Raw genomic sequence first — 14,432 nt, 5'->3', positions numbered from 1 at the left:
AACATAATTTGTATTTGCAATAATACTAATTAGTGAAATACGTTGCGACACAGTCGGCTTCAAACTCTTCAGATGCCGACGAGTTCCATTGGGACACAGTTGATCTCGAGACTCCACTCGGCGGCCACCGAGAGTGATGTGCATCACAGCCAGCCCGGGGCCCGCTACGCCACAGGAGATGCCGCGCGGCCGAGCAGGGCCAGGGTGCGGGCCTGCCGATCGGCGCCCTCGGGGACGGGGACGGGGCGCTTGCAGATGCCGTCGCCGTAGAGCGCGTCGCCGAAGCCCTCGACGGCGGCTTCGATGATGCCCAGCTCGTTGCCGTTGAACCGCTCGTCGCGCCCGGCGCTGCGGGCCAGATCCCAGCGGTGTACAAGCAGGTCGAAGCCGTAGAACCGGACGAGCGTGTCGCCGACGGTCGCGGGCCCGAAATGCCCCTCGAACTCGGTGGCGGCGACCGCAGGATCACCCAGCAACTCCCGAACTCGGGCGTCGTGCGAGCGCCAGCCGGCGCCAGAGTCGTCCCCCAGCTCGGGCGCCGCCCCCACGTCGACGTGCGCGCCGAGGAAGTCCCGCTGCGTGTCCACCACATGCGCGAGAACGTCGCGAGCGCTCCACCCCTCGCACGGTGACGCCGCCTCCCAGTCGTCGATCGTTTCGACGACCGCACCGAACGGTTCGGCCAGGCGCTCGTACTGCTGCAGATGGGTAGTCACTTCAAACCTCCGTGTTCGCAAGCCGGTTCGCGGGCTTGTCGCGCGCCGCGGATCGGCGTCGTGCGTACGACACTAGGGCGCGCACCGGCGGGCATTCTTGTCGTTTTCCGACACGTCGGCGCATCGCGGGTAGCGTGCCCAGCGTGACCGCCGCCGACGTCCCCGAGCAGATCCCGGACGACATCGAGCGCGCCCACCTGCGCGACCCGGCCGACCACGCATTCGCTATCGCACGCTTCGACGTGGCGCCCGAACTGGACGAACTGGCGCGGCGATTCTGGATCCCCGTGTGGCAGGTGCCGGCCGGGAAGGAGTCACCGCAGCGGGTGCTGCAGTACCCCGTGTGCCTGATGGTCATCTCCGGGCGCTACGCCCGCTTCTACGGGGTGATGTCGGGCCTGTCGACAACGACGCTGGCCGGCAATGGCTGGGCGGTCGGGGTCATGCTGCAGCCGGCCGCCGGGTCGCTGCTCACGGGCCACCCTGTCGACGTCTTCACCGACCGGCACGTCGATCTCGGGGAGATCGGCGATCTTGGCCGCCTCATCGAGCCGGTGCGCGCGGCGATGAGCAACGACCCCGCGGCGCCCGGATCGCAGGCCGCCGCGCGCGACCTCATCGAGGTGGCGCTGCACGACTACCTGCCGGTCGATGAAGAAGGTCGCCTGATCAACGCGATCGTCGACGCGGTCGAATCCGACCCCGAACTACTGCGGGTGAGCGCGCTGTGCGAGCGCTTCGACCTCACCGAGCGGTCGCTGCAGCGACTCACCCAACGACGCCTGGGCCTCTCCCCCAAGTGGCTGATCCGGCGCCGCCGCCTACACGAGGCCGCGGGCCGCCTCCGGGACCCGAAGATCGAGCTCGCCGCCCTCGCCGTCGACCTCGGCTACACCGACCAGGCCCACCTGACCCGCGACTTTCGCGCCGCCACCGGCCTGACGCCCGCCCGCTTCGCCCGCCGCTTCACCAGCGAAGAGCGGCCAGCCAGCAAGTAGCCGGCCACTGCCCCGTGCAGACTCAGTTCCTCGGACCCACCGTGTCCTGGATGTCGTCGGGGGCCTCGTCGTCGGCGAGGAGCCGATAGAGGTCGCGCCGCGCGGACGCCAGCACACCGGCGGCGGCCTTCGTGAGGCGCTCGTCGCCGGTCTCCAGCACGGCCCGAGTCGCGAGCCCGACCTGGCCGAGCGCGGCCCCGAGCTCCTCGTGTGCGCCGCCCTCATCGCCGTCGCTCTCCCAGGGGGCGCCGGACTCGCCGAGCCGCCGCGCCTCCTGCGTTCCGCCATCGGTGAGCCGGAACGCCTTGCGGCCTTCGTGCTCACAGGCCTCGATGAGGCCCTCGTCCTCCAGCTGCGCCAGCGCCGGGTAGATCGCGCCCGGGCTCGGCTTCCAGCGCCCACCGGATCGCTGCGCCAGCTCCTGGATGATCTGGTAACCGTTCAGCGGGCCGTCGAGCAGCAGCAGGAGGGCGCCGTTACGCACGTCGCCACGCCGGGCCCGACCGCCGCCACGACGACCCGGCCCACCGAAACCGCCCGGGCCGAACGGGCCACCGGGGCCGAACGGTCCACCCGGCCCGAACGGGCCGCCGGGGCCAAAGCCGCCGGGACCTGGGCCGAAGCCCGGCCGACCCCGCCGACCGCCACGCGAGCCTCGCCGCTCACGGCCGCTCGACTCACCCTCGCCGGGCGAGCCCATCGCCCACGGTCCGCGGCGCCCGCCCTCGGGGCGTTCACCACGTTCGCCGCGGGGTCCGCATCCCCAAGGCCCGGCGAAGGGGCCCTCCATCGGAAAGTTCATTGCTGCGCCCATGGCGCACCTCCAGTGCTCATGGGGCCCGTGTTCGGTCCCCGTTGACCACCAGCATGCGCCTATCTATCGAGATATGTCAACGATATATCGCTATTTGTCGCAAAGAAGGCAAGCGAACAGGCGGAAGGGCCGCCGCGGCTGCTGCCGCGACGGCCCTTCCGAAGAGTGAAACCCCTGACGGATCAGAGCATTTCGAAGATGACCGCGATGCCCTGGCCGCCACCGATGCACATGGTGGCCAGACCGTACTTGCCGCCGACGCGCTTGAGCTCGTGCAGCAGCTTGGTCGCGATGACGGCACCGGAGGCACCGATCGGGTGGCCGAGGGCGATCGCGCCACCGTTCGGGTTGACCTTGGCAAGGTCGAACTCCAGGCCGCGGGAGACGGCGATGGCCTGCGCGGCGAACGCCTCGTTGGACTCGATGACCTCCATCTGGTCCAGCGTCATGCCGGCCTTCTTGAGCGCCGCCTGGGTCGCCGGGATCGGGCCCTCACCCATGATGTCGTTCGGCACGCCGGCCACGGCGTAGCTGACGATGCGGGCGATCGGCTTGTGGCCGTCCTTCTCCGCGGTCGCCGCGTCGGCGAGCACGAAGAACGAGGCGCCGTCGTTGATGCCGGAGGCGTTACCGGCGGTGACGGTGCCCTCGCGGTCGAACGCCGGGCGCATCTTGGCCAGCGTCTCGAGGCTGGTGCCGGGCTTGATGTGCTCGTCCTGGTCGAAGGTCACCTCACCCTTGCGAGACTTCTTGATGATCGGGACGATCTCGTCGGCGAACTTGCCGGCCTCGCGGGCGGCGGCGGCGCGAGCGTGGGAGTCGACCGCGAGCTGGTCCTGCTCCTCGCGGCTGATGCCCCACTTCTTGGCCAGGTTCTCGGCCGTGACGCCCATGTGGCCGACACCGAACGGGTCGGTGAGGGTCTGCACCATCATGTCGAGCATCTGGGTGTCGCCCATGCGGGCGCCCGTGCGCATCGCCGTGGACAGGTAGCCGCCGCGGCTCATGACCTCGACGCCACCACCGATGCCGTAGTCGGCGTCGGAGAGCAGGATGTTCTGGGCCGTCGTGACGATGCCCTGCAGGCCCGAGGAACACAGGCGGTTGACCTGCATCGCGACGGACGACATCGGCAGGCCGGCGCCGATGGAGGCCAGTCGGGGCACGTAGGCGAACTTGCCATCGGTGGGGATGGTGTTTCCGACGGTCACGTAGGTGATGGCCTCGGGGTCGACGCCCGAGCGGTCGATCGCGCCCTTCATGACCTGGGTGGCCAGGTCCTGAGGGGATACGTCGGCGAGTGAGCCGTTGAACGTGCCGACGGCGGAGCGTGCGGCGGACAGGACGACGACTTCACGGTTCGTCATAGCGTTGATGCCTCAATTCCGATAGGGGGCCGGGCAGCGACACTGCTGCCGCACCCGGGTCGCGGTGTGCGCGCACTAGGCACGAACCTAACGCGTCCGACGCCGCGATGACAGGCGACCGCCAGATGACGACCGCATGAAGGCCCGAACACGCTCGGTCCGCGGCTCATTCCCCCGTGCCGAGTTATGCATAGCAGTGCCGCGCGTTATAAATGTGAGCCTGGGCGCCCACGCCTTGCGGCCTGCGGGCACCTCCTCGTCGACATTGGCAGGATGACCAGGTACGACCAACGGTCGGGGCGTCGCGACGTCGCTTCGAGCACCGGAGAGGGAGTCGATTGGACAGCGAACGTCTCAGCACCGCAGACCTGTTGGCCCAGGCCCGCGCGACCTACGAGCGGATCGACGCGCAGCGGGCGGCCCGCCTCGTCGCGCAGGGTGTGGCGCTGCTCGTCGACATCCGGCCGCAGGCACAACGCGACGAACACGGGGTGGTGGCGCCGGAGCTGCGCCCGCTGATCATCGACCGCAACGTGCTGGAGTGGCGGTTCGAACCAGGCGGCCCGGCGCGCCTCCCGGAGGCCGACCTGGGGCGCGCGGTGATCGTCCTGTGCCAGCAGGGCTACGCCTCTTCGCTGGCCGCGCACAATCTGGTGCGCCTGGGCGTGGCCGCCACCGACGTCATCGACGGCTTCGAGGCCTGGGTGGCCGCCGGCGCACCGACGCTGCGCTCGGAGGAGGTTGCCGGATAGCGTTGGGGCGTGAGCACCTTCGACGCGCCGACGGGGCCCACCGGGCAGCATGGCGAGCCTGGAGCTGGCCGGGGCGCTGAGTGCTGCTCATGCAGGGCCGCACTCACCTGTACGAGGGGCAGGGCGTCGCGGTACTGGGGCTGAGTCTCGTGACGAATCTGGCCGCCGGCATCGGTGGTCAGCCGCTGAGCCACGACGAGGTGCTGGAGTCCGGCGCCGGGCCGCGCAGCGGATAGGTCGGCTGCTGGCACAAGTCATCTCGCGCATGTAAGCGCTGCACACGAGTACGGGAGGCCGCCCCCTGCGTCAGGGGACGGCCTCCCGTCGTTCGCACTGGCTGCGGTCAGCGGCGCCCGGCGATGGCCTTGACGCCGAAGAGCAGGATGCAGGCGCCGACGATCGCGGTGAGCATGCTGAGGATGATGCCGAAGCCGGCGACGTCGACCCCGAGCAGCGACAGCAGGAAGCCGCCGAGCAGGCCACCGACGATGCCGACGACGATGTTCAGGCCGATGCCCTGCTGCGCATCGGTGCCCATGAATTTGCTGGCGATCCAACCGGCGATGCCGCCGAGGATGATCCAACTGAGGATGCCCCAGGTGAGCATGTCGAGTCCTTTCGGTTCGTGCGGAGCGATGAGGTCGAACCCCTGACCGACGCGATCCGTTTCCGCTGGTCAGCGGCTATCCAATTAGTTCAACACTTGAGCGGTACCCATTTGGCAGGCGCACGATGCACCCGGGCCTGCACCAAATCCGCCGACTACCGGTCGGCCTCGTTCTCCTCCCGGTGCTCGGGCCGGTGCGGCGGGTCGAGCACTCCCAGGCGCACGCCGTCGTCGATATCGGTGCCCCGGTGAAAGTGGTGGCGGCTGAGCACCATCGCGCGGGCGATGGCCATGGCCCCGACCACGGAGGTGAGCAACTGCAGGTGGATCGCGATGAAGCCCTTGACGAGGTTGACCCACGTCGGGTCGGCGAGCGCGACGCCGCCGACGATGCAGGCCGCCCCGACTCCCGCGGCGGTGCCGATCGCGGAAATGCGGGTGCACACGTCGGGTAGGCGGATCAGGCCGATGCCGGCGATGACGAACGTCAGGGTCCCGATGAGCACCAAGGCGTTGGACAGGATCGACAGCATCAGCGCGCTCCTCGGGTCAGTGCCCGCGCCAGGGAGACCGCGGCGAGGAACGCGACGAGGGTCGCGAGGATGACCAGGTCGAGGCTGCCCAGGCTGCCCACGCGCAGCCCGATGACGGCGATGAGGCCGATGAACGAGAACGTCAACAGGTCGGCGGCGGCGACACGGTCACCGTCGGAGGGCCCCACGGCGATCCGGTAGGAGCCGCAGAGGCCGGCGAACACCAGGCCGGCGATGGCGATGGCCGTGATCATCTCTCTCCCCCTTGCCGGTCGGCGGTCGTGCGGCGCGGGGCGCGGCCGGGCAGGGCCACCAGCATGCGCCGCTCCATCTCGACGAGGTCGTCGATCGCCTCCTGCTTGGTGTCGTGCTCCATCGAGTGCACCAGCAGGTAAGTGACGTCGTCCTGCGTGACGACCCCGATCGTGATGGTGCCCGGCGTCAACGTGATGAGCCCCCCGAAGATCGCCACCTGCCAGTCGCGGTGGGAGGCCAGCGGCACCTGCACGATCCGCAGCGGGTGCAGCAACTGTGGCGTGAGGATGTTTGTGATCACCGACCACGACGACTTCAACATCTGCCAGCCGAACCACAGCATGAAGCCGGGCAGCCGCAGTAGGGATGCGAAGGTCATGAGCCCAACACCGCCTCGACGTATCCGCTGGTGTCCATGAGTCCCTGCGCGGCGACGGCCGCAAGGTTGTAGAGCAGCTCACCGCCGAGGCCCAGGCCGAGCGTGATCGCGGCGAGCACGGCTCCGGGGATGACGAGGGCGACCGGCACGTGGGTGCGGCGCGCCACCTTGATCCGCTCCGAGGGCGGGTACTCCTCGTCGGAGCGGTGGCTGACGAAGACCGCGTTCCAGATCTTCAGCATCGACATCAGCGTGATGAGGCTGACCGCCAGCGCTGCCACGGCGACCCACAGGTGCCCCTCCTCCACGGTGGCGACGATGAGGGTCAGCTTGGCGACGAATCCGGAGAACGGCGGCAGCCCGGCCAGAGAGAGGGCCGCGATGATGAAGCTGAGCGCGATGAGCGGCTCACGTCGGATGCGGGCCTGCAGCTCCTGCAGTTTGTTCGTGCCGTAGTGCTCCTCGATCGCGCCGGTCGAGAGGAACAGCGAGGCTTTGACGATCATGTGGTGCAGCAGGTAGAAGATGCCCGCGGCCAGCCCGACCGGGGTGAACAGCGCGACCCCGAGCAGGATGTAGCCGATCTGGCTGACCATGTGGAAGGCCAGGATCGAGCGGGTCGTGTCCTCACCGACGGCGCCGAGCACACCGATGATCATCGTCAGCGTGAAGAACACGAGGCCGATCCACAGGTAGCGCTGGTCGCCGTCGAACATCACCGCGTAGATGCGGTAGATGGCGTAGATCGCGACCTTGGTGTGCAGCCCGGAGAAGAGCGCGGTGATGGCCGGGGAGGTCGAGGGGTAGGCCCGGGCCAGCCAGCCGTGGGTGGGGATGACCGCGGCCTTCATGCACAGCGCCGCCAGGGCGAGCCCGGCGCCGGCGGCCACGAGGGTGTCCTCCTTGGCGGTGCCGGCCAGCTCGGCGAGGTTCACGGTGCCAGCGACGCCGTAGACGAGCGCCACACCGGAGAGGAACAGCGTGGAGACGAACAGGTTGAACGGCACGTACAGGCGCGAGCCGGCGTGCGAGGCCAGCGTGCCCTGACCGCGTTTGGCCAGGATGAGCAGCCCGTACGAGGGCAGCAACATGACCTCGATGAAGACGAACATGTTGAAGATGTCGCCGGTGAGCAGCGCGCCGTTGACGCCGGCGACGAGCCCGGCGGTCAGCGGGGCGTAGAGCCGCACGTTGCCGGTGGTGCTCGCGATGGCGAACGCCGAACAGGTCACCGCCAGCAGGCTCGTGACCACGAGCATCAGCGCCGAGAGCAGGTCGGCGACGAACGGGATCGCGATGCCGGGCGCCCAGCCGCTGACCTGGTGGGCCAGCACCGAGCCGTCGCGAAGGTGCCAGACGAGCGCAATCGAGGCGACGAGCTGGAGGCTCAGGGTGACCATGAGCAACACCCGGGCCCAGTTCGCCCGCGCGGGTGCCGCCGCGGTGATGCCCGCCACCGTCAGCGGAATGGCGACGAACAGCGGCAGCAGGGAAGCCAACGTCATGCCCGCTCACCCCCGGCGCGCTCGACACCCTCCGCTTCGCCGTCCTCGCCGTCCTCGCCGACTTCGCCGTCCTCGCCGACTTCGCCGTCCTCGTCGTCCTCGCCGATGGAGTCGGCTTGACTGTCGGCGTCCCGCCGGGTGCCGGTGACCGACAGCACCAGCATGTAGATCGTGATGGCGAAGGCGATGACGATGGCCGTGAGCACGAACGCCTGGGGCAGCGGGTCGGCGGTCACCGCGGGGTCGGGATTGGCGCCCAGCGGTTCGCCGCGCCGCGCGATACCGCCCGCGCTGAACAGCAGCAGATTGGCGGCGTGGCTGAGCACGACGAACCCGAGGATCACGCGCAGGTAGTCGCGCTGCAGCATGAGGTAGATCGAACCGGCGGTCAGCACGCCGATGGTCAGTGCCAGGCCCATCAGCGCTCCTCCCCCTGCGTGTCGCCACTCTGCTTTTGCGCGCCCGACTTTTCAGCGCCAGGCTTTTCCGCAGCCTGCGCACCGATCGTCTGCATGCCGACCGTCTGCGGGTCAGACCACTCGTCGGTGCCGGACAGGTCGTCGTCGTCGTCGATGACCGGCAGCGACCCGGTGGGCGCGCCGTCGGGTGTCGGCGGACTGGCGGCGGCTCGTGGGGGCGGCTTGGTCAGGCCCAGCAGCCGCAAAGCCGCGAGGATCACGCCGAAGACCGCGAGGTAGACGCCGACGTCGAAGATCAGCGCGCTGGTCAGGTGCACGCCGAGCAGGTCGGCGTGCAGCGGCCGCAGGAAGGAGCCGTCGAAGTACCCCAGGAAGCCGCTACCGACCGCCACGAGGATGCCGCCGCCGGCGATCGCCAGGTACGGCAGGCGCATCCAGCGGGCCTCCTCGTTGGCGGAGGAGACGTACGCCAGCGCCAGCGCGGAGGCGCCGACGAGGGCGCCGATGAAGCCGCCGCCGGGGGCGTTGTGGCCGCGCAGCAGCACGTAGAACGAGCCGAAGATCATCACCGGCTGCAGGATGCGGCCGGCCCCGACGAGGAAGATCGCGTTGCGGACCGGGTTGGCCAGGCTCGAGCGGCGCATGAGCAGGCGCGGCGAGTCGACCAGCGCGCGCGCCTGCACGAGGGCGTACACCGAGAGCGCCGCGATCGCCAGCACGACGAGCTCACCGAAGGTGTCGAGCGCTCGGTAGTCCACGAGGATCGTGTTGACGACGTTGGTGCCGCCGGTGTCCTCCTGCGCGTTCGCCAGAAAGTACTCCCCGACCGGCGAGAGCCCGCGGTGACCGGTCAGCGTCAGGGCGGCCAGCGTCGCCGCCACCCCGGCGAGCAGGGAGATCGCGGCGGCCCCGTAGCGGCGCGGCCCGCCGGAGGTCAGCAGGAAGCGGCGCCCGAGGCGGCTGATGATGAGCACGAGGATGACGACGGTGAGGATGTCGACGAGCAGCTGCGTGAGCGCGACATCCGCCGCGCCGAGGCTGAAGTACCAGAGCGCCACGCTGAAGCCGACGATGCCGACCGCGATGATCGCCGTGAGCCGGTACTTGGCGCCGATGACGACGATGATGCCGCCGACGACCGCACCCAGCAGCACGACATCGAGCCAGTCGGTGGGGCTCTGGGTCGGCATCCCGTGCCACAGCAGCGGCAGCCCGAAGGCGGCCACGGCCAGGCCGGCCGACGGGATCGCCAGGTGGAAGGCGGGGGCGTCGGTGCGGGTGAGATCGCCGACCCGGCGCCCGAAGGCGATGGTGGCGTTCTGCCAGCCCTGCACGAGCTCGACTCCGGTGAACGGCAGCAGCGGCCGCTCTACCGCTTCGAGGTTGCGCCGCACGATGGCCGCCAACGTCAGGCCGAGCACGAGCGCGGTGATCGAGAGCAGCAGCGGGGCGTTGATGCCGTGCCACAGCGACAGGTACGGGATCTCGTCGGCGTTGACGCGCGCGACGCTCGCCGCTGACTGGCCGGCGATGGAGTCGAGCAGGAACACGGCCAGCCCGAACACCAGACTCCCGCCCGCGGCGACCGCGATGGCGAACTCCATCGGAAAGGTGCCCTTGCGCACCGGCGTGCTGATGACCGGCCCGGGCAGGGTGTTGAAGATCATGTGGGCGCTGTAGCCGACCGTGAAGATCGCTCCGAGGGTCACGATGCCGACGAGCAACCAGCCCGACCCGGCGCCGTCGAAGGGCGACCCGAGCATCCCCTCCAGGATCAGCTCCTTGCTGACGAAGCCCAGGGTGGGGATGACCCCGGCCATGCTCGCGGCGGCGATGGTGATCATCGCCGAGTCCCACGGGGTCGACTTGGCCAGGCCCGAGAGGTCGTTGATGTGCCGGCTGCCGAAGCGCTTCTCCAGCAGGCCGACGTGCATGAAGCCCGCGGCCTTGAACAACGCGTGCGCCAGGATGTGCACGCTGGCGGCGAGCATCGCCGTGGGGGTGCCGATGCCGATGACCGCGACAAGCAGACCGAGCTGGCTGACGGTCGAGTAGGCCAGCAGCTCCTTGAGGTCGTGGCGCTGCAGCGCGAACACCCCGCCCATGACCGTCGTGATGAGGCCGAACGTGATGAGCATCCAGGGCCACACCGGCGAGTGCGCACAGGCGGCGGCGAACAGCATGAGCAGGAAGATGCCGGCCTTGACCATCGCGGCCGCGTGCAGATAGGCGCTCACCGGGGCCGGGGCGACCATCGCGTCGGGGAGCCAGGAGTGGAACGGGAACTGCGCCGACTTGGTCATCGCGGCGATGGCGACGAGGAAGGCGACGACGCCGGCGAAGAAGGGGTCCTCGGCCCACACCGGGTGGACGAGTGCGGCGGAGAGGTGGGTCGTGCCGGTCTGCGCCCAGATCATCGCGACGGCGCCGAGCAGGCACAGGCCGCCGCCGGCCGTGATCAGCAGCGTGCGGGTGGCCGGCGGGCACGCCTTCGGCCCCGAGCGCAGGATGAGGAAGTAGGAGCACAGGGTCGTCAGTTCCCACGCCACGAACAGCACGACGAGGTCGTCGGCCAGCACCAAGAGCATCATCGCCGCGGCGAAGCCGGTCATCAGCGCGTAGAACGCCGCGGGCTTCTTCTCCTTGAGGTAGCCCGCGGAGTAGGCCATGACGACCGCGCCGATGAGCAGCACGACCATCGAGAAGAGGAACGACAGGCCGTCGAGGCGTAGGCGTAACTCGATGCCGGCCGACGGGATCCACGGCAGCACTTGCGACGTCGTCTCGCCCGGGGTGTGGATCGAGATGACCATCGCCGCGCAGGCGGCCAGGCCCGCGGCCAACACCCACCCCGCGGCGGGGCCCATGACCTTCGCCAGCACCGGGGAGGCCAGGACGACGATCGTCACCGCCACGAGGACGAGCGCAAGAGTCACAAGGGCTCCTTCCGACGGCGTGGCGGGGTGGGCCCGACCTGGCTCCTTGGCGTGATCGCAAGGAAGCGATCGGCGTTCGGCCATCTTTGTGCATAGCCGGGGCAACGTGCCACCTCCAGGCGGCTCCCCCAGCGGCGGCTACTTGTGCGGTTCGCGCAGGCTGGGTGGGCACACCCACCGGAACGCATACTCTCGCCTGACGGCGTTGCCTGTTTTGTCCGAACCTAGGGCGTTTGGCTGGGCCCTGGCGGCTCGTCCGCCGTCGCGCGCCGGTCACGTTCGCGCGTCAGTTCGCGCCGCGCTTGGCGCAGACCCGCCTCGTAGGCGACCAGTCCGACCACGATGACCAGCAGCAGCGGCGCCACGAACCACACCATGACCAGGGTGAATCCCTCGAGCGCGTCGTGGTCGGCGGCGGCGAGCACGACGTAGGCGAGGTACGCGCCGTAGAGGGCCACGAAGCACAGCCCCTCCCAGCGCGCGATGACGTAGCCGGTGAACGCGACGGGCGCCAGAGCCAGCATCGCCACGATCATCAGGGGCGCGTCGAGAGCCACGACCGCAGCCGGCACGGGCATGCCGGCCGGTCCGTCGAGCGGGCTGGGCAGCAGGGTCGGGATGCCGAGCACGAGGCCGATGTTCGCGATATTGCTGCCGATGACGTTGCCGAGCACGAGTTCGGGCTCACCGCGGCGCACCGCGACGATGCTGGACACGATCTCGGGCAACGACGTGCCGATCGCCACGATCGTCAGGCCGATGACCAGGCCGCTGACCCCGAAGGCAGCCGCGATCCCGACCGCGCCGGTGACCAGCACGTTCGCGCCGAGGATGAGCCCGCCGATACCGATGACCAGCCGCAACAGCGCCGGGCCGGTCGCCATCGGCGGCTCCTGCGCCTCCGCCTCCATCGCCGCTTCCGCCGCCGCTTCCGAGTCGGCCTCGCCGGCTGCCGGCGCGGCTGCTTGCGTCTTCGCGGCGCGCGACTCGCGCCGGCCGAGGACGACGGTCACGGCGAGGTGGGCGAGGAAGCAGCCGATGAGGATGAGCCCGTCGAGGGGGCTCAGGTGCCCGTCGAGGCTGAGCACCAGGAGCAGCACGCCGAGGAAGACCATGAACGGCACGTCGAGCTTGAGCAGGCGTCGCTGCACCGCGAGCGGCCCGACGACCGCGGCGAGGCCGACGACGAGCAGCGCATTGGCGGTGTTGCTGCCGACGACGTTGCCGAGCGCCAACTCGGGCTGGCCGGTGAGCACGGCGTCGACGGAGACGGCCAGCTCGGGCGCCGAGGTGGCCACCGCGACGATCGTCATGCCGACGATGAGCGTGGACATACCCATCCGCCGGGCCAGCGCGCTGGCTCCGGAGACGAGCAGTTCGCCGCCGACGACCAGCACGACGAGGCCGCCCACGACCCGCGCGACATCCAGCAACTCCACGGCGCGAGCCTAAGCGCGGCCGGTGAGCTTCAGTGCTTCTTGCTGGGGATGAGGTGCATGACGGCCACGACGACCGCGCCGACGATGAGGCCGACGACGGCGGAGGCCGCGGTGTTGACGAGCCAGCCCACGAAGGCGCCGCCGGTGGGGACCGCGGCGGCCACCCCCTCCTCCAGGTGGTGCACGAGGCCGTAGAGCCCGTGCCAGCCTAGCTCGTCGGTGCCGACCAGCAGGATGTGCCCACCGACCCACAGCATGGCCACGACGCCGACGACGGTCAGGGCCTGCAGGACCTTGGGCATGCCGGTGACGAGCCCACGACCGAGGGTGGCGACCGCCCCGGACTTCTTGTCGGCCAGGTAGAGGCCGACATCGTCCATCTTGACGATGAGCGCGACGACGCCGTAGACCAGCGCGGTGATGGCGATGGCGACGACGATGAGGATGATCGCGCGAGATAGGAGCGGCTCGTTGGCCACCTCGTTAAGGGAGATGACCATGATCTCGGCGGAGAGGATGAAGTCCGTGCGGATGGCGCCGTTGACCATCTGGTCTTCGCGCTCTTGGGTGCGTTCGCCCTCGACGGCCTCCTGCGCGGCCTGCTGCCCGGTGGTCTCGTGGCCGCGCAGCGAGTGCCAGATCTTCTCGGCTCCCTCGAAGCACAGGTAGGTGCCGCCGATCATGAGCAGCGGTGTGAGGAGCCACGGCAGGAACTGGCTCATGAGCAGGATCGCCGGGAGGATGAACAGCAGTTTGTTGCGCAGGCTGCCGACCGCGATCCGGCGGATCATCGGCAATTCGCGCTGCGGACTGAAGCCGGTGACGTAGCGCGGCGTGACCGCGGTGTCGTCGATGACCACGCCCGCGGCCTTCGCGCTGGCTCGCCCGGCGGCGGCCCCGATGTCGTCGAGGGAGGCGGCGGCCATGCGGGCCAGGGCGGCGATGTCGTCGAGGAGGGCGACGATCCCGGCGCTCATCGGGCGGCACTCGTTGTCAGCACCGGGTCAGGTTAACCGCGCCGCGGCCGGCCTGGCGGGCGAGCGCACACGGTGGACTGCAAAGCGGGACTGCAAAAGCGGCTGCAAAGCGCGGCTCTGGGCGGAACGCGACCCACAGGTGGGTTCGACGCGGCGAGGATGGGGGCATGGCTGTCACGTTGATCCGCATTGTCGGCGCCCGACCGCCTGCGGTGTGGGCTGCGGTCTGCGACTTCGCGGCTCACGCGCACGCGATGCCCCGCACGACGATCTGGTGTGACGCGGGGGCGCCCGGAGTCGATTGGCGGTTCGTCGCGCGCCGACGGGTCGGCCCGTTGCGGGTGGACGACACGATGCGCATCACCTACTGGTCGCCGCTGGGCGAGGGCGATGAGCCGGAGTCGGGGCATTTCGAGTTGGTCAGGGAGGGGCCGCAGCTGGCCGGTTGGGCACAGATCGCCGTCGAGCCGGGCCCCACCCGCAGTAGTACGCGGCTGACGTGGCGGGAGGAGGTCACGTCGGCGCGATTGCCGCTGTTGACTCGCCCCCGGGTGCTGCGCCGCGCAGCGGATGTGGCCACGGCTCGCTTCTTCGACCACGCCATCGACCATTTCAGCGCCGCCGCCCGTTCGATCGAGGCAGGTCGCTGACTACTTTGGGGTCATGCCTGGGCCGGATGGGACCGCTGATTCCGCTGTTTCGTTGGTGCGGCGTCGAGTTCGCGTGTCGAGGCGC

16 protein-coding genes are annotated in these 14,432 nt (G+C 69.7%); 4 read left to right on the top strand and 12 right to left on the bottom strand.

All coding sequences use genetic code 11. The features are described from left to right. Window positions 1–164: 164 nt before the first annotated feature. On the bottom strand, window positions 165–716 hold the full coding sequence (locus KILIM_RS20320; protein WP_006594638.1) for a TIGR03086 family metal-binding protein: 552 nt from the start codon (window positions 714–716) through the stop codon (window positions 165–167). Between the two features lie 143 nt (window positions 717–859). Here KILIM_RS20320 and KILIM_RS20315 point away from each other — a divergent pair, with 143 nt between their 5' ends. Then, a complete protein-coding gene (locus tag KILIM_RS20315; RefSeq protein WP_006594637.1) occupies window positions 860–1,714 on the top strand; it encodes a helix-turn-helix domain-containing protein in 855 nt (284 codons plus the stop codon). 22 nt (window positions 1,715–1,736) lie between these two features. Here KILIM_RS20315 and KILIM_RS23565 read toward each other — a convergent pair whose 3' ends face one another. Beyond that, complete coding sequence (locus tag KILIM_RS23565; protein WP_040563970.1) at window positions 1,737–2,198, bottom strand: PadR family transcriptional regulator; 462 nt, start codon at window positions 2,196–2,198, stop codon at window positions 1,737–1,739. Between the two features lie 512 nt (window positions 2,199–2,710). After that, complete coding sequence (bktB, locus tag KILIM_RS20305) at window positions 2,711–3,895, bottom strand: beta-ketothiolase BktB (RefSeq protein ID WP_006594635.1); 1,185 nt, start codon at window positions 3,893–3,895, stop codon at window positions 2,711–2,713. Window positions 3,896–4,233: 338 nt separating this feature from the next. Here bktB and KILIM_RS20300 point away from each other — a divergent pair, with 338 nt between their 5' ends. Next, entirely contained in the window at window positions 4,234–4,647 is a 414-nt protein-coding gene (locus tag KILIM_RS20300) for a rhodanese-like domain-containing protein (protein ID WP_006594634.1), read from the top strand. An 89-nt stretch (window positions 4,648–4,736) separates the two neighbouring features. Next, entirely contained in the window at window positions 4,737–4,883 is a 147-nt protein-coding gene (locus KILIM_RS23560) for a hypothetical protein (protein ID WP_373280996.1), read from the top strand. Window positions 4,884–4,990: 107 nt separating this feature from the next. Here the strand turns inward: KILIM_RS23560 and KILIM_RS20295 are convergent, their stop codons facing one another. From KILIM_RS20295 to KILIM_RS20255, 9 genes are all read right to left on the bottom strand, one after another. After that, window positions 4,991–5,254, bottom strand: a complete 264-nt coding sequence (locus tag KILIM_RS20295) for a GlsB/YeaQ/YmgE family stress response membrane protein (protein WP_006594632.1) — start codon at window positions 5,252–5,254, stop codon at window positions 4,991–4,993. Between the two features lie 155 nt (window positions 5,255–5,409). Next, window positions 5,410–5,787: a cation:proton antiporter gene (locus tag KILIM_RS20290; protein ID WP_006594631.1), complete on the bottom strand. Its 378-nt coding sequence runs from the start codon at window positions 5,785–5,787 to the stop codon at window positions 5,410–5,412. Continuing rightward, window positions 5,787–6,041 (bottom strand): MrpF/PhaF family protein, encoded by a 255-nt coding sequence (locus tag KILIM_RS20285; protein ID WP_006594630.1) that lies wholly within the window; start codon window positions 6,039–6,041, stop codon window positions 5,787–5,789. Before KILIM_RS20285 ends, KILIM_RS20290 begins: the two co-directional genes overlap by 1 nt. After that, on the bottom strand, window positions 6,038–6,421 hold the full coding sequence (locus KILIM_RS20280) for a Na+/H+ antiporter subunit E (RefSeq protein WP_006594629.1): 384 nt from the start codon (window positions 6,419–6,421) through the stop codon (window positions 6,038–6,040). The genes KILIM_RS20285 and KILIM_RS20280 overlap by 4 nt, the downstream gene beginning before the upstream one ends. Next, window positions 6,418–7,926 (bottom strand): monovalent cation/H+ antiporter subunit D family protein, encoded by a 1,509-nt coding sequence (locus tag KILIM_RS20275; RefSeq protein ID WP_006594628.1) that lies wholly within the window; start codon window positions 7,924–7,926, stop codon window positions 6,418–6,420. The genes KILIM_RS20280 and KILIM_RS20275 overlap by 4 nt, the downstream gene beginning before the upstream one ends. Next, window positions 7,923–8,345, bottom strand: a complete 423-nt coding sequence (locus KILIM_RS20270) for a sodium:proton antiporter (protein ID WP_006594627.1) — start codon at window positions 8,343–8,345, stop codon at window positions 7,923–7,925. The genes KILIM_RS20275 and KILIM_RS20270 overlap by 4 nt, the downstream gene beginning before the upstream one ends. Continuing rightward, complete coding sequence (gene mbhE / locus KILIM_RS20265; RefSeq protein WP_006594626.1) at window positions 8,345–11,281, bottom strand: hydrogen gas-evolving membrane-bound hydrogenase subunit E; 2,937 nt, start codon at window positions 11,279–11,281, stop codon at window positions 8,345–8,347. The genes KILIM_RS20270 and mbhE overlap by 1 nt, the downstream gene beginning before the upstream one ends. 224 nt (window positions 11,282–11,505) lie before the next feature. Beyond that, window positions 11,506–12,720, bottom strand: coding sequence for a calcium/sodium antiporter (locus KILIM_RS20260; RefSeq protein WP_006594625.1), 1,215 nt, complete (start codon window positions 12,718–12,720; stop codon window positions 11,506–11,508). 29 nt (window positions 12,721–12,749) lie between these two features. Next, window positions 12,750–13,697, bottom strand: a complete 948-nt coding sequence (locus KILIM_RS20255) for a DUF808 domain-containing protein (protein WP_006594624.1) — start codon at window positions 13,695–13,697, stop codon at window positions 12,750–12,752. 167 nt (window positions 13,698–13,864) lie between these two features. On the opposite strand from KILIM_RS20255, the gene KILIM_RS22885 reads away from it, so the two are divergent. Further along, complete coding sequence (locus KILIM_RS22885; protein ID WP_006594623.1) at window positions 13,865–14,347, top strand: hypothetical protein; 483 nt, start codon at window positions 13,865–13,867, stop codon at window positions 14,345–14,347. Window positions 14,348–14,432: the final 85 nt, after the last annotated feature.

The sequence above is a fragment of the Kineosphaera limosa NBRC 100340 genome (assembly GCF_000298215.1).
Lineage (GTDB): Bacteria > Actinomycetota > Actinomycetes > Actinomycetales > Dermatophilaceae > Kineosphaera > Kineosphaera limosa.
This window is presented reverse-complemented; position numbering and strand designations above follow the sequence as displayed.